19 protein-coding genes are annotated in these 15,761 nt (G+C 35.3%); 6 read left to right on the forward strand and 13 right to left on the reverse strand.

The genetic code is table 11. From position 1 onward, the window contains the following. The first annotated feature begins 53 nt into the window (after positions 1–53). From BHU68_RS13710 to BHU68_RS13730, 5 genes are all read left to right on the forward strand, one after another. On the forward strand, positions 54–839 hold the full coding sequence (locus BHU68_RS13710) for a hypothetical protein (protein ID WP_069472698.1): 786 nt from the start codon (positions 54–56) through the stop codon (positions 837–839). 13 nt (positions 840–852) lie between these two features. Next, entirely contained in the window at positions 853–1,650 is a 798-nt protein-coding gene (locus BHU68_RS13715; RefSeq protein ID WP_069472697.1) for a hypothetical protein, read from the forward strand. Between the two features lie 100 nt (positions 1,651–1,750). Further along, positions 1,751–3,478, forward strand: coding sequence for a vWA domain-containing protein (locus tag BHU68_RS13720; protein WP_069472696.1), 1,728 nt, complete (start codon positions 1,751–1,753; stop codon positions 3,476–3,478). A 49-nt stretch (positions 3,479–3,527) separates the two neighbouring features. Beyond that, a complete protein-coding gene (locus tag BHU68_RS13725) occupies positions 3,528–4,238 on the forward strand; it encodes a GNAT family N-acetyltransferase (protein WP_069472695.1) in 711 nt (236 codons plus the stop codon). 5 nt (positions 4,239–4,243) lie between these two features. Beyond that, the gene (locus BHU68_RS13730) at positions 4,244–5,269 is read left to right on the forward strand and encodes a hypothetical protein (RefSeq protein ID WP_069472694.1); all 1,026 of its coding nucleotides are present in this window, start codon (positions 4,244–4,246) and stop codon (positions 5,267–5,269) included. Between the two features lie 52 nt (positions 5,270–5,321). Here the strand turns inward: BHU68_RS13730 and iscX are convergent, their stop codons facing one another. The 11 genes from iscX to BHU68_RS13785 all read right to left on the reverse strand — a co-directional run bounded on the left by iscX (position 5,322) and on the right by BHU68_RS13785 (position 13,943). Beyond that, entirely contained in the window at positions 5,322–5,522 is a 201-nt protein-coding gene (iscX, locus tag BHU68_RS13735) for a Fe-S cluster assembly protein IscX (RefSeq protein WP_069472693.1), read from the reverse strand. A 15-nt stretch (positions 5,523–5,537) separates the two neighbouring features. After that, positions 5,538–5,858, reverse strand: coding sequence for an ISC system 2Fe-2S type ferredoxin (gene fdx / locus BHU68_RS13740; RefSeq protein WP_069472692.1), 321 nt, complete (start codon positions 5,856–5,858; stop codon positions 5,538–5,540). A gap of 4 nt (positions 5,859–5,862) precedes the next feature. Then, on the reverse strand, positions 5,863–7,725 hold the full coding sequence (gene hscA, locus BHU68_RS13745) for a Fe-S protein assembly chaperone HscA (protein WP_069472691.1): 1,863 nt from the start codon (positions 7,723–7,725) through the stop codon (positions 5,863–5,865). Positions 7,726–7,728: 3 nt separating this feature from the next. Beyond that, positions 7,729–8,241 (reverse strand): Fe-S protein assembly co-chaperone HscB, encoded by a 513-nt coding sequence (gene hscB, locus BHU68_RS13750; RefSeq protein WP_069472690.1) that lies wholly within the window; start codon positions 8,239–8,241, stop codon positions 7,729–7,731. A 2-nt stretch (positions 8,242–8,243) separates the two neighbouring features. After that, positions 8,244–8,567 carry an iron-sulfur cluster assembly protein IscA gene (gene iscA, locus BHU68_RS13755; RefSeq protein WP_069472689.1) on the reverse strand — a complete coding sequence of 108 codons (324 nt, stop codon included), beginning with the start codon at positions 8,565–8,567 and terminating at the stop codon, positions 8,244–8,246. 3 nt (positions 8,568–8,570) lie between these two features. Further along, complete coding sequence (gene iscU, locus BHU68_RS13760; protein WP_069472721.1) at positions 8,571–8,957, reverse strand: Fe-S cluster assembly scaffold IscU; 387 nt, start codon at positions 8,955–8,957, stop codon at positions 8,571–8,573. 2 nt (positions 8,958–8,959) lie between these two features. Continuing rightward, on the reverse strand, positions 8,960–10,171 hold the full coding sequence (locus tag BHU68_RS13765; RefSeq protein WP_069472688.1) for an IscS subfamily cysteine desulfurase: 1,212 nt from the start codon (positions 10,169–10,171) through the stop codon (positions 8,960–8,962). A gap of 58 nt (positions 10,172–10,229) precedes the next feature. Continuing rightward, on the reverse strand, positions 10,230–10,715 hold the full coding sequence (gene iscR, locus BHU68_RS13770) for a Fe-S cluster assembly transcriptional regulator IscR (protein WP_069472687.1): 486 nt from the start codon (positions 10,713–10,715) through the stop codon (positions 10,230–10,232). Positions 10,716–10,882: 167 nt separating this feature from the next. Then, positions 10,883–11,869, reverse strand: coding sequence for a glycosyltransferase family 2 protein (locus BHU68_RS13775; protein WP_069472686.1), 987 nt, complete (start codon positions 11,867–11,869; stop codon positions 10,883–10,885). Continuing rightward, positions 11,862–12,677, reverse strand: coding sequence for a WecB/TagA/CpsF family glycosyltransferase (locus BHU68_RS13780; RefSeq protein ID WP_069472685.1), 816 nt, complete (start codon positions 12,675–12,677; stop codon positions 11,862–11,864). The genes BHU68_RS13775 and BHU68_RS13780 overlap by 8 nt, the downstream gene beginning before the upstream one ends. 72 nt (positions 12,678–12,749) lie before the next feature. Next, on the reverse strand, positions 12,750–13,943 hold the full coding sequence (locus BHU68_RS13785) for a type II secretion system minor pseudopilin (protein WP_069472684.1): 1,194 nt from the start codon (positions 13,941–13,943) through the stop codon (positions 12,750–12,752). A 20-nt stretch (positions 13,944–13,963) separates the two neighbouring features. Between BHU68_RS13785 and BHU68_RS13790 the strand changes: the two genes are divergently transcribed. Then, positions 13,964–14,752: a ferritin-like domain-containing protein gene (locus tag BHU68_RS13790; protein WP_069472683.1), complete on the forward strand. Its 789-nt coding sequence runs from the start codon at positions 13,964–13,966 to the stop codon at positions 14,750–14,752. Between the two features lie 81 nt (positions 14,753–14,833). On the opposite strand, the gene BHU68_RS13795 is transcribed toward BHU68_RS13790, so the two are convergent. Both BHU68_RS13795 and BHU68_RS13800 read right to left on the reverse strand, forming a co-directional pair. Then, complete coding sequence (locus BHU68_RS13795) at positions 14,834–15,118, reverse strand: hypothetical protein (protein WP_069472682.1); 285 nt, start codon at positions 15,116–15,118, stop codon at positions 14,834–14,836. Positions 15,119–15,431: 313 nt separating this feature from the next. Further along, a complete protein-coding gene (locus tag BHU68_RS13800; protein WP_069472681.1) occupies positions 15,432–15,746 on the reverse strand; it encodes a hypothetical protein in 315 nt (104 codons plus the stop codon). Between the last annotated feature and the right edge of the window lie 15 nt (positions 15,747–15,761).

Here is a 15,761-nt window from a genome sequence, read left to right on the forward strand (position 1 = left end):
AATGTATTAATATATATACTGAAGTCAATGAAAATTTATTTGAGGATACAAAAATGGGAAGTCAAAATAAGAAAAAAACCATACAAAACACTGTAGCTGGTGGATTGCTGATAGCGACAGCTCCAGTTTTCGCAAAAAGCGGTGGTGCTGGTGCCACTGAAGGCGGCAAAAACCAATTAGGTGTTAATCATTTATCATTGGAACAATTTCCGGGGCGTAATGCGACTGTTTGCGCAGATGAAACTGCAAATACTGGTAAAGGTGGAACTAACGTTACACCTAATGATTTAACAATTGCAGTTGATCCTTTTGAAGGCAATTTCATTAGTGTAGAATTTGTAGTACGAGATGTTGTAGCTCATAATCAAGATTACATATTGTATCTAGTTTATAGCCCTATATTATCACCTACTCCGCAAATACCTACTCCTAAATCCACAAATAAGTTGGGTCTTGATAGATCTGCTTTAGAAATAGTGTCAATCTTAGATATTCCAGCTCAAAAACTCCTACCCCAAGGTCCTACTCGTTTAGGAGCGGCTGATCCAAGACCACATAGTGCAGTAAGTTTTAATTTTAATTTTGATACAAGCACCTTACCCGGCTTTATACGCGATAATGAAAAAGTCTATTTCCAAGCTGCTTTAATAAGCAAACGCAATTTTAATGCTGGAAACTTTAGTGAAATGATTTTATCTGAAGTCGATACTATCGGATTTGTTGCTAATAATTGTACAGCTGGTCAGCAAACTGTAGGTAATGATGATGAGGGTGGATTGACTAAATCAACTAACATAACAGCTGAAAATGTTGAAATTAACAGCACCAGTGGTAAATGAGAGGATAAAAAAAATGGCAAATCAAATTGATAAAAAAACAATGCAAAAAGCCCTAGTGGGCGCGACTATGTTAGCTACAAGTCCAGCTTGGGCAAAAGGCGGTGGTGATGGCACTTCTGAAGGCGGCAAAAGCCAATTAGGTGTCAATCATTTGACATTAGAAGAATTTGCGGGGAATAATGCTAGCGTTTGTGCTAATCCAGACGCTAACACTACTAAAGGTTCAACCAATACTGTACCTAATGATCTAACAATTGCAGTTGATCCTTTTACTCATAATTTCATGGCTGTGGAATTTCTAGTGCGAGATGTATTAGCACAAGGTCAAGATCAGATGCTATTTCTAGTATATAGTTCTCAACTTTCACCTACTCCACAAATACCTACTCCTAAATCAACAAATAAATTAGGTATTGATCTTTCTGGATTAGAAATAGTAGCAATTATGGATATTCCATCTCAAAGACTTCTAACTCAAGGTTCTAGTCGTTTAGGAGCTGCTGATCCAAGACCACATAGTGCAGTAAGTTTTAATTTTAACTTCGATACTAGCGTCTTACCCGGCTTTATACGCGATAATTCAAAAGTCTATTTCCAAGCAGCTTTATTAAGTAAAAGCAATTATAATGCCGGAAGATTTGATGAAATGATTTTATCAGAAGTTGATACTATCGGATTTGTTCCTAATAACTGTGCCGCTGGTGATAATGTAAATCATGGATCTACTGATGGTAAAGGTGGTAGTCAACTATCTGATGGTGGTGGTCATGATCAGACAGAGGCTACTAATCCTAATACTGGTGGTAAATAGAATAATGTGCAAACCACATTAGTTTGAATAAGTCAAGACCTGTCAGGTTTTAAAAACCTGACAGGTCTGATAGTATCATTAATCCTATTAAGGAAATAACATGTCCAAGAAATTCCTAACTTTATTTATCCTATTAATATTCACGTCACCGATATATGCAACCCCAACTATCAATCTTGATAAACCCACTGCTAGTTGCAGTCAAGCTGATAATCATTTCATTTTAACTGGTACTGCAACCGGAGTAGGTGGTGGTCAAGGTATTGATATAATACTAGTTTTAGATGATTCAGGTAGTTTAAGTCATACTGATCCTGCTGCTACACGTTTTAATGCTGTTACAGAACTATTAAATAGTTTTGGTCCAGATGCTAATTTAAGATTAGGTTTAGTATTTTTTACATCAACTGCGACATTAAATGTACCTTTAGCTAAATTAAATACTGTTATACCTGCAATTAATCAACAAATACTAGATCACCAAAAGCCCGGTGGTGGTACAGCAATTGGTGAAGGCATTAGAATAGCTGATGAAGAACTAAAAGCTAATGGTCGTGCTGGTGCTACACATGTGATAATGGTATTTACTGATGGTATAGATGGAGGTTCAGATCCAATTGGAGCTGCTACAGCCGCTTCTGCTCATGCTATAGTCAATGTTGTTGCTTTAGGTCCAGAGGCATTTAATCTACCTGAAAACCAAGCTATTGCAGATGCAGGCAAAGGCACCTTAATGGCTGCAAGTGATCCCCAAAAATTAGCAGAATTATTTCGAGATGCTAGACAAGTTGGTATTCAAAGTGTAGAAGTTAAAAATCTGACAACTGATACTTTAGCTAATATTACAATGAGTACTGGTATTTTTACTGCACCTATTGATTTAGCAGTAGGTAAAAATACAATCAACATTACTGCGGTTGATACTGATAATCAAAGTGAATCCACTTCAATTGACATTGAAAGAATCACAGAAGGTTGTGGAACTTGCCCCGGCAGCCCTTGTCTTGACAACAAAGAACCTACTGTTGAAAAAGGACAATGCTCAAGTCGTAAAATCAGAATACGCCCACAAGTAGTTATGGCTGGCTTTGATCCACCGGTAATTGGTAAAAATACCAAAACCTTTGATGTCATAGCAACAGTACGTGAAGGTAGCAATCCAATTGCTAATGTTACCGTTGATCCTATTCAATCTAACGGTATGAATTCATTAGGTTTAGGTTGGCCAATGAGAAAAGTTGGTAAATGGGAAAATGGAGATCAAGTATGGATAATTCGCTTAGAAAGCAATATTCTACCTAATGATGTACCCCTAGCCAATGTATTTGGTACCAAGGCTGGTCAATATGTAATTACCATAGCCGATCATAATCGTAATCACCATTCATTTCCAAATTTAGAATTTGGTAATAATGCTGAAATGCCACTAAACGATAACTTAGATACAACATCACCAATCTACACCGCACAAGGTCCTACAGCCCTAATGCCAATGGTATTAGCCGCAGGTTTTGATCCAACACTAGTAGATTTTGGTGATAATTGTTATAAAGTAAAAGCTATGATTCGCCCCGGTGGTGCCGCTATCAAATCAGTAACATGGCAACAAAATAATGGTCAACGTTCTTTCCCATTAACAGAAGAACAACAACTAAGTAATGGCGATAAATTATATACATATATAAGAACCTTTCCACGAGGCAGCCTATCAACTCAAGTCTTAACCAACTTATTTGGTTCAGGCGATATACAATCAGTGATTGAAGTTATTGATGAAAATAATAATTCATATCAATTCCCAGTACTTATGAGAAGTAGTAAATTTTAATTAATGTAGGGGCAATCCCTTGTGGTTGCCCTTTTGAGGATAAAAACCCATGATTATCTCCAACCAAGGAAAATCATTACACCTACGTCAAACCGAACCAAAAGACGCTCCAATCTTATTAAAAGCCTACGACGATGAATCTTTTATCCGCCTCTACCGTTCTAATAACGTCACTCCAAAAGAAGAACAACTAGTTGAGGGTTTAAAAAAACGCACTGAACTTCATCCAACTCAATTAGGTTATTTAGAATTTATGATAGAACATAAAGAGCATGGTGCGATTGGTGTAGCAGCATTTGGTGATTATGCACCCCATCATAAACGAGCTGAATTTCTAATTGGTTTATTTGAAGAACAATATCAATCAAGAGGTTATGGTGCTGAAGCTACACTTTTAATGCTAGATTTAGCCTTTAATGTCTATAATTTAAATAAGATTTATACATATGTATATGACTATAATGAATCTTCAGAAGAACAAACAGTTAGATTTGGTTTTAAAAAGGAAGGTTATTTAGAATCTCATCATTATTCCATACGCGAACAAGGCTTTGTTGATTTATATATCAATGGTTTAACAATAGCAAATTTTCGTACACATGAAAAACTTAGCCGTTTTTCAAAACGATTAATAGGGCGAGATATTACCCAAGCTCCTACACAAATAAATATAAATGAAGATATTTCTCCTGTAGAAAATGAAGAACAAATGAAAAAACGTTTTTTAGAAGGCATACAAGCAATGGCAATACAAGGATAATAACAATGTTAAAAAAAGCAATCTTAATTTCAACAATCAGTATTTATAGTCAATTTAGTGCTGCTACTATCTGTTTAGATGAATTACAAACAGACAACGCACAAATTTGCACTCCAATCACTACAAAAACTAAATGTTCAATGCCAAACCAACTAACTTTGGCAATTAACTCAAAAATTCCTGCCATCAAAATAGGATTTGCTACCAGTCAAATTCCAGCAGATGGCAAAGATTACAAATTATTTCTATTAGTTGAACGTACCAAGTCATTAACTTCACTGTTAAAACTCAAAAAACCAGAAACAACTAACACATTTGAAGATCACTTATGGAAATTGAAAAAAATCTTGATCACAAAATTAGAAATACCAGCAACTAGACTATTACCAAATGCACGCACTCGTATAGCGGCAACTCCAGCAATTGCTAATTTAACCAAAATACTGCCTTTTAATTTTGATACAGCAACACTATTGAAACAGAAACAACTATCTATTCAAACAGCTTTAATCACAGCCACAGATTTCAAAGCGGCAAAATGGGATAAGATCAAATTTTCTGAAACTGACACACTGCAATTTATAACAAAATCATGTCCAAATAAAGTCAGAAAAAAAAAACTAATTAAAACCAAGCTAAAACCAGCAACAGTACAGGAATTTACCGAGAGAAAACAACTAGCAACAGAAATGTTTAGATCAGCACTCACTCAATTGCCAAACGGCAATGTGGCTGCTATTATTGACAAAATCAACAACAAATGGCAATTAGTACCAATTGATATAACAAAATATTCAATGAATATCTACTGCCGAGCAAAAAGGAATTGTATAGGTGGAATATATGCAAGCATACAGAATAACAACAAAAAAGGAAAAATATTATATAGAATACACAAAGGCAAAAACATGACAATGAGCTGCGCATGGAAAGAATTCTATTCTGCACCATTTGAAACCATGTCAGAACAACTTAAAAAAGATGCTCTGGAACGAGCTGGATATTGGGGGGAAATTTGTTTTAAAAATTAAAATAATAGTCCAAAGACCTGACAGGTTTTAAAAACCTGTCAGGTCTAAGTCACTAACTAGCCTCATCAATCCAAGCCATCTGAATAGCTTCCAGAATTTTTTCGCCGCTAGCTTCTGGATTATCATCAAAGTCTTCTAGTTCACAAATCCATTTATGTAAATCTGGAAAATTTACATATTGTGGATCTATATCTGGATATTTTTCATAGAGTTCTATTGCAATGTCTAGTGTATCTGTCCATTTTAAGCTCATGAGTCTTATCCTCTGTTAATGGTTTTCTGATACCATATTAATTGTGTATTTTGGTATTTCTATTACTAAATCTTCATCTGCTACCAATGCTTGGCAACTTAGACGTGATTCTGGTTCTAATCCCCATGCCTTATCAAGCAAATCTTCTTCTATTTCACTTGCCTCTTCTAGTGAGTCAAAACCTTCTCTAATAATGATGTGACAGGTAGTACAGGCGGCTGATTTTTCACAGGCATGTTCTATTTCAACTCCATTTTTTAATGCCGCATCACAAATAGTTATTCCTTGTTCTACTTCAATCTCTTTACCTTCTGGTAAAAATGTTAGTTTTGGCATCTATTTAATTCTCCATAAATTCATTGACAGTATGCCCTTTCATAGCCTTACTAATGCTGGCATCCATTCTTCTAGCTGCAAATTCTTTTGTAACTTCATCAAGTTTTTCTATACTACGTTTAATTGCCTGAGCATTTGTACCATCTTTTAATTTTAATAACTGATCTAAGGCTGTATTGATAGTTAAGAATTCGTCTTGTTTTAGTAAGCGATCACCATCTATTTTCAGTGCTGCTCGTAAAGCATTAATTACACGATCTGCTTCTACTTGTTGTTCGCGTAAAGTTCTAGTTGCTACATCATCTTTCGCATGTTCTAATGAATCTTTTAACATGCGTTCAATTTCTTGATCTTCTAAGCCATAAGATGGTTTCACAGTAATTTCACTGTGTATTCCAGTAATTGTTTCTGTTGCAGATACACTGAGTAAACCATCAGCATCTACTTGATAAGTAACCACAATTCGTGTTGATCCTGCAACCATAGCAGGAATTCCACGTAGCTCAAATCTAGCCAATGAGCGGCAATCAGTAACTAACTCACGTTCTCCTTGCACCACATGAACAGCCATTGCTGTTTGCCCATCTTTAAAAGTAGTGAATTCTTGTGCCTTGGCTACTGGTATAGTAGTATTGCGAGGAATAATTTTTTCTACTAAACCACCCATAGTTTCAATACCTAATGATAATGGAGTTACATCTAACAATAACATTTCATCATCAGGCTTATTACCAGCTAAAATATCAGCTTGAATAGCGGCACCAATAGCAACAACCTTATCAGGGTCAATATCAACATGTGGTTCACATTTGAAAAAATCACTAACTTTTTCACGTACACGCGGCATTCTAGTTGAACCGCCAACCATTACCACATCATTAATATCACCAACTGTTAATCCAGCGTCGCGCAATGCTCGCCTACAGGGCATAATGGTTTTTTGAATTAATGGATCAATTAACTGCTTAAATTGTTGCTGATTTAATTCACCTTGCCATCCAATGAATTTAACATTTAACAATGCAGAATCTTCAGTGCTTAAAGTCTCTTTAGCAGTTCGCGCTATTTCCAACAATTGACGAATATGCTGATGTTCAGCATCTTCAGCAATTCCAGCTTGTTGCATAATCCATTCAGCAATCAAACGATCAAAATCATCGCCACCCAAGGCAGAATCACCAGCAGTTGCCATGACTTCAAATACGCCTTTTTGCAAACGTAGAATTGAAATATCAAAAGTACCACCACCTAAATCATAAATAGCATGAATACCTTCAGCATTTTTATCTAAACCATAAGCAACAGCGGCTGCTGTAGGTTCATTCAACAGACGTAGCACTTTTAAACCGGCTAAAGTAGCAGCATCCTTAGTAGCTTGACGCTGTGCATCATCAAAATAAGCCGGCACAGTAATAACTACACCAGTTAAATCACCATCTAAACTTTTTTCTGCTCGTTGTTTCAGATTTTGAAGAATATCTGCCGATATTTGTACTGGGCTAAGTTTTCCTGCCGCTGTATTAATCATTGGCATTGCATCAGTTTCGACAAAATCATAAGGCAAGCGTGTGCCAGTAGTTTTAATATCTGCTAACCCACGCCCCATAAGTCGTTTCACAGACGCAATAGTATTAAGAGGATCACTATTAGCTAATTTTTGGGCAGCATAACCAACTAGCGGCTCATCAGCATAATGTACAATCGAGGGTAATAAATGATAACCGTCAGCATCGGGAAGAGTGTCTGCAATGCCGCTACGCACAGTAGCAACTAAAGAATTAGTAGTGCCTAAATCAATGCCAGCGGCAAGACGGTGTTGATGTGGGGCAGTAGATTGCCCCGGTTCGCTGATTTGTAACAACGCCATATTTTAAATAAGTTCTTCTTCAAGTTGAAGAGCTTGCTCATGTAAACGATTAAAAAATTGAAATTGACGCACTGAATCATGAGCTTGTTGCAAATTTTCTTCAGCAAATTGTTGACTTAATTTCTGATTTAAATTGTCTTGATATTGCTCAATACGACTTAAAAACTCATTAAGTTGCTCTAATTGCGTAATTTCAGCCAACTGTTCACGCAATTCCATTTGCATCATTAAGAAATCACCATCCATTGTGGTATGGTATTCATCATTGGTGTTAATGCCTTGCAATTGCAATATATACAGTGCGCGTGTGATAGGATTTTTTAAAGTTTGAAAAGCTTCATTTATTTGCGCCGCCCTTTGCATCGCTAAGCGACGCTCTCTTTCTGGCGCGTTGGCGTATTTATCAGGATGAATAGTACGTTGTAAATTGCGGTAACTTTCAGAAAGTTTATTTATATCTATCTCAAAAGTAACCGCATTTTGAAATAACTCAAAATGATTAGCAGATAAAGACATAATTAGACGGTAAAACTTTCACCGCAACCACATTCATCTTTAACATTAGGATTATTAAATTTAAAACCTTCATTTAAACCTTCTCGTACAAAATCAAGTTCAGTACCATCAATATAAATCAAACTTTTAGGATCAATAATAAGTTTAATGTTTTGAGATTCAAAGACTTGATCTTGATCATCAAGAGTATCGACAAATTCCATAACATAAGCCATACCAGAACAACCAGTAGTTTTTACGCCCAGACGTAAACCTATGCCTTTACCTCGACTATCAAAACTTTTTTCAATGTGTTTAGCTGCGGTTTCAGTAAGTGTTAGTGCCATAAATTAAGCAGCTTTTTGTTTTGATTGATAATCAGAAATAGCTGATTTAACCGCACTTTCTGCCAACACACTACAATGAATTTTAACCGGTGGAAGTGCTAATTCTTCAGCAATTTCAGAATTTTTGATTGCTGCCGCTTCATCTAAAGTTTTACCTTTTACCCATTCAGTTAATAATGAGCTTGAAGCGATGGCACTGCCACAACCATAAGTTTTAAACTTCGCTTCTTCAATAACACCCTCATCGCTTACCTTAATCTGTAAGCGCATTACGTCTCCACAGGCAGGTGCGCCAACCATACCAGTACCTACTGATGGATCATCTTTATCCATTACACCCACATTACGTGGATTATCATAATGATCTAAAACTGCGTCGCTATAAGCCATATCTAATGCTCCCATTTAATAGAATTTAAATCTATTCCTTCTTTATACATATCCCATAATGGGGATAATGCACGTAATTTCTCAATTTTAGAACGAATAAGAGGAATAGAATAATCAATATCTTCTTCAGTAGTAAAACGACCAAAGCTAAAACGAATCGAACTATGCGCCAGTTCATCATTGCGCCCTATGGCTCGTAACACATAAGACGGCTCTAAACTAGCGGAGGTACAGGCTGAACCACTGGAAACTGCTAAATCTTTTAATGCCATTATTAATGATTCGCCTTCAACAAAGTTAAAGCTGACATTCAAATTGCCCGGAATACGATTATCGAAGTCACCATTGATATAAATTTCTTCCATATCTTTTAAGCCTTCCCACAAACGATTACGTAATTGATTAATACGTTCGTTCTCAACTGCCATTTCTTGTTTAGCAATATGAAAGGCTTCACCCATACCAACAATTTGATGAGTAGGCAAAGTTCCAGATCTCATACCTCGTTCATGCCCTCCGCCGTGCATTTGTGCCTCTATACGCACACGTGGTTTACGACGCACATAAAGCGCACCCATACCTTTGGGACCATAAATTTTATGGGCTGAAAAAGACATTAAATCTACTTTCATAGTCTGTAGATCAATAGGCACCTTACCAGCACTTTGAGCTGCATCAACATGAAATAATATTTTGCGGGCACGAGTAATTTCACCGATTTCGGCAATATTTGTAATCACGCCAATTTCATTATTAACGTGCATAAGGCTTACTAATATTGTGTCATCACGAATAGCGGCTTCAAACTTTTTGAGTTCTATCAAGCCATTAGCTTCAGGATCTAAGTAGGTCACTTCAAATCCCTCGCGTTCTAACTGACGACATGTGTCTAATACTGCCTTATGTTCAGTTTTACTAGTAATAATGTGCTTGCCCTTTTTTTGATGAAAATGAGCAACCCCTTTAATAGCTAGATTATCTGATTCTGTGGCACCAGATGTCCAAACAATTTCTTTTGGATCTGCATTTATTAATGCAGCTACTTGCACCCTTGCCTCATCTACTGCCTTTTCAGCATCCCAGCCAAATTTATGTGTACGTGATGCAGGATTACCAAACTGACCTTGTTGAGTCAAATATTGCATCATCTTTTCTGCCACACGAGGATCAACTGGTGTGGTGGCTGAATAATCAAGGTAAATTGGTAAATTCATACTTCTCTCTTTGTTTTATTTAAAGTCAAATGGCTTCCCGCACGCATGTGAGTAACAATTAAGCAGCGGCTACTTGCGGCGCTACTTTTTTAACTGATTTAGCTTCTTCTTGTCGTGTAAGTTCTTCAGAAACTTCATTAGGACGTTTTTTAAGTACTTCAGCTAAGCTAATGCTGCCTAAAAAATCATGAATCTGACCACTTAAATCACTCCATAATTGATGAGTTAAACAAGCGCGACTATCTTCACCACAATTTTTTAAACCTTTACATTTAGTAGCATCAACACTTTCATCAACTGCTGAAATCACTTCAGCAACAGCAATTGCTTCAGCGGCACGACTTAGACGATAACCACCACCCGGACCACGGGTACTATCGACTAAACCCCTTTTACGTAAACGGGAAAACAATTGTTCCAAGTAAGACAAGGAAATACCTTGTCTTTGTGAAATATCAGATAATGTTATAGGGCCATGATCACGATTAATTGCTAAATCTAACATTGCAGTGACGGCATAGCGTCCTTTAGTTGTAAGTTTCATTATTTTATATCCTTTATGATATTTGAGTACTTTACTAAATTAATCAAGTATTTTTTAGGAAAAGGGAAGAAAAATTTAGAAAGTATCGATAGATTGGTTTTTATTTCATGGGTGAAATAAAAACCACATACATTATACTTATTAAGAAAAATAAGTCAAGTTATAAATTACCAAGGGCGTGGTGGTGAAATACGTCCACCTTCAGTATCAACCCATGCTTGCTTTAGTAATTTTTGCACTGTTGTAAATAGAGCCGCTTTGTTTTTCCTTTCAGTTTGCTTACTGAAGGAGTTTTTCCAAGTACGTAATTTAAACCATAAGCGTTTCATATACAACCATAGCCATGCTGAGAATTTGCCATAATGTTTACGGTAAAATAACAAGGCACTACGCATTTCCCATAAATAAATTTGCTTGCCAGAATCAGACATACTAAATTGTGTTAGAGTTTTGGAAGATTCACCTCCTAAATGTGTGACTACTACATCTGGCCAATACCATATATTATAACCAGCGGATTTAATTCGCTTACACAGTTCAACTTCTTCATAATAAAGAAAAAAATCTTCATTAAAATAACCAACTTCTTCAAGTACACGACGCGGAATGATGGAAAATGCACCCGGCACCCAATCTACCATAGCGGCTTGATTTGGATCAGCCCAAGTTCGATCTACACGACCAAAAAACCGTGATTTCGGATATTTATCCCCTAAACCTGATGTGGTAATAAATTCATTTAATAAACTTGGAAACATACGAGCTGATGGTTGCCATTCTTCCTTTGCACCAACTAAACGTGCGCCACCAAGCCCTATAGTAGAATCAGCTTGCATATAAGCTAAAGATTTTTCTAGTGCCTGTGGTTTTAAAAAAGCATCTGAATTTAGTAAAACTACATATTCACCTCGCGCTTTGGCAAAACCAAGATTATTAGCAGCACCAAAACCTAAATTAATATCACTACGAATTAATTTAGCTTCTGGAAATTCGCATTCTACCATATCAGCCGAGCCATCTCTTGAGCCATTATCAATTATAATGGTTTCATAATTAACATTACCGGCTTCTTTAGCCAAAGATTGTAGGCAATCACGCAACAAATCAACAGTATTAAAAGATACTATTATAATAGATATATCTGGCTTATTCATGTGTTAATTCTCCATCTGTAGTCGTTTTTTGAGAAATGTGTTTTTTCCTTTCCTTAATAAACAAACTTAATAAAGATACACTACCTAATATATATCTTTTCCACATTCTTCTTGGTTCTGTTAGTAATCTATGCAGCCATTCTAATCCGATTTTTTGTAAAAACCTTGGTGCTCGTTTTTTTATTCCTAAATAAAATTCCGCAGACGCACCTAAGCATAGAATTAGTGGTGATTGAATATTTTGTTGTTTTAATGTTTTATGAACAAATAAACCTAACCATTCTTGTTTAGGAAAACCTACACCTATAATCAAATATTTAGGTTTAAATTCTTTAATTTGATTTAGAATTTCTTGATATGTCTGATTAAAACCTTCCGTATGTAGATCAAACATAGGTGGCACATAATATTCAATATTTTCGTAATCTTGTTTAAGTTTTTTACCTAAACTTTCATTACTGACAACGATAAAAATTTTTTGTTGTTTTTCTTTAGCGCGTTGCCATACTTGAGGAAATAAATCACTACCTGCTAATCTGGCTTGTAATGGTTTACCAACTAACTTGCTAAACCAAATTATAGGTTGCCCATCAGGTAGAATGAATGAAGCCTTGCTTAGTTCCTTCTTTAAAGTTCTATGTTCAACTTGATCTAATTTTACTATTTGATCAGCATTGGGTGTAATGAGGAATGGAATTTTTTCCTCGTTATCTGTAAAACTTTTAGCATTTATAATTTGATCCAAAATTTGTATCTGATTTGGAGCAGAAATAAAATCAAGATCAAACAGGTTGATGGTTTTATTCATATTTAACACTTTATGTAATTTATAATTTTATCTAGTGTTAAATATGGATTTCAAATTTTATGCCAATACTATTTAAAAGGGCATTGAGCTACCACCACCATTGAATTCTGCACCTTCAAGTTCCAACATTCCATTTTCTAACATTTCTTGCAATCTTTCAATGGGAATATGTTCATGACGAGTATCAGGTAAAACCCCATAAGGATTCACCTTATATATTATAGGTAGTTGATTATTCCCTTTAGGTTGTATTGTTACCATATAAGCAGATTGTTTTTCTGATGTTGATGCTGGAATATGAAATGGATCATCAATTTCTGGTTCTAATTCATTAGCTTCTTCTACTTCTTGTTCTTGCTCTTCAGCCTTTTTAGCTTGAATTGCTGCAATTTCAGCAACCGGTTTAGTTTGTATGGCAATTGTATAAAAATTACTTGTCGAAAATTTTACCCATGATCGAAATAATGCCATTTGTTCTGGTTCCACTAAAAATGCAAAATCCTTAACTGACTTAATTTCTTTGACTCGTCTGACTGTCATAATACGATCAATAATACTCGTATCCATGCCCGGTAATAACATTAAAGCTTCACGACTGGCAAAATTAGGATTGATACCATCAACGGTTCCACCATAGACAGTAAAGACATTTTCCATCTCTATATCTTTAAAGACTTCATCAAATCCTTTGATTAATAAAACTTCTGATACTGTTTCTATGGGTGCATTACGCGGTTCATAAGGTGGGGTTAAGCCTTCATAATAATCTTTTTCAGCTCCATCTAAACGCGGCATATCATCTTTATCTATCCAGTCTTGCCACGCATTTTCTAATGTTGTGAGCCTTTCAAGATCTTCCATACCAACAAACATTTCTAATAATTCGCGTACTTTAGCCTTAGATAATTTTTGAATATTAATTTTACCAGCATTATTATAAATACGTACATTGACAGTTTCTGGGCTTGGATAGGCAAGTTCTAACACCTCACCATTGAAACGAAACTTTTTATCACGACGCAGACTTAAATCAATGTCTTCCTCTGTTCCCGGTGGATCAGGCATTTTATTGATGAGTAATTCCATTTCAGCAGCGCGTAAAGCCGCAAGAGTATCATTCCATGTTTGTAAACCCATTTTGTTATAAAACACAATTTTAGTTGACAAGCGTGTTTCACTGGATAAAGTAGCTACCATGATGGTGACAATAACAATGAACCATAAGACAACTATTAAAATAGCCCCGTTTTGTTGAGAATTAGACATAATTACCTCATTATAAATATATGACAAAAAATCTTTTTGATGCAGCTTATCAATGTATTATAGCAACTGATCCGACTGAAAAACTAGAATTAACACAATCTACGGTAAAAGCATGGCAATTAGGGCAATTAAACCTTAATAGCAATAGTTCAATTAAAACTATTTTAATGCCCGGCTTACCAAAAAAGCTAGTTTTAGTAGCACCAACTAAAGTGCCGCGCCGTAAATTCTCTACTATTGAAGGGCAAGCGGCATTATTACATGCAATATCTCATATAGAATTTAATGCAATTAACTTAGCATGGGATGCAGTATATCGGTTTCGAGATTTGCCTCGTCAATTTTATGATGATTGGATTAAAGTTGCTTATGAAGAAGCTTATCATTTTAGCTTATTAAATGAACAATTAGAAAAACTTGAATATAGTTATGGTCACTTTGCTGCTCATAATGGATTATGGGAAATGGCGGTTAAAACAGAACATGATGTGTTAGTTAGGATGGCTTTAGTGCCTAGAGTTTTAGAAGCGCGAGGCTTAGATGCAACACCGCCAATTATTGCCAAATTAAAATCACAAAGCTTATCTCATTTAGTGAAAATTTTAGAAATAATTTTACGTGATGAAATTGGACATGTTGCTATTGGCTCATATTGGTTTAAATATTTTTGTGAACAACGTAGTTTAGAATCTGAAACAACTTTTAAAAAGTTAATGAGTGAATATTTTACAGGTAGTGTTAAGATGCCTAATGTTGAAGCGCGATTAGCGGCTGGATTTAGTGAGGCGGAGATTGAATTAATGAATTGAAAAAAATATAAAATGCTCCCTATCCGACTAAACTTAATTCGTTTATTTAGTACAACGAATTAAGATACGAAGTCAGCGCAGCTAAATAAACATCAAAACAATTGCAATTCCAAGCATCTTACATTTCCCAATAGCCTCATCAGTAAAACCACCAAGTGATAAAAAAGCTGAAATAATCACATTATTTGAATTTAAATCTTGATAAATCTCAACTTTTTCTTGAAAGTCATCTATAATCTTAGCAGCAGTTTTAGCCTTAGTTTTCTTAACTTCAACTAATACAATGCGCCCACAATCAGAAATAGCGGCAATATCAACTTCCATAACCTTACCATCTTGACGCTGAAATTGAATTCGTTCTTTCACTTCAACAATGTTTAAAACTGTATTATCACTTACATTTGAAAAAAATTCAGACAGGGCAAAACGTTTTTTGCTTCTAAAAGCAGTGGCTAATTGAGATTCAGCTAATTTGCCAGATAAATAATTAACCTTACCTTGTAAGCCTTTATTTTCTGCAACTAGTTTATCGGCAAAGTCTTGTTTTATACGAAGTCAGCGGAGCTAAATCAGGCACAATTCCAAGAATTTGTTCTTGAAAACGATTTTTAATAATGAAATTAAGTGTACCATCCTTTAATGCTTTAAATTGATAGTCTGAAGTTCCTCTTTGTATAATTTATGCATTAGATAGGATAATTAATTGTCGATAAATATCATCGATATCCAAAGCAAGTTTCATTTCCTTTTTTAACTGAATTGGATTCCAAAAACGCTTATGGTATTTGTATAACCAAAGTAATATATTTTTAGCGTTTTTATCATTTACTTGATCTAAGGTTAATACTAAATATTCATTCCAAGTCATTGACATTTCAGAATCTCTATCTGAAAATTCATAACTAACCGTATCAATTACTCCTTTACGAGTAGTTAAATCTTTGTTCTCATAGTCACTTTGAATTACACAATAAATAACAAATGGATCAGACATGCACAATTCATTAAT

It is taken from the genome of Candidatus Marithrix sp. Canyon 246 (assembly GCF_001723685.1).
Classification (GTDB): Bacteria; Pseudomonadota; Gammaproteobacteria; order Beggiatoales; family Beggiatoaceae; genus Marithrix.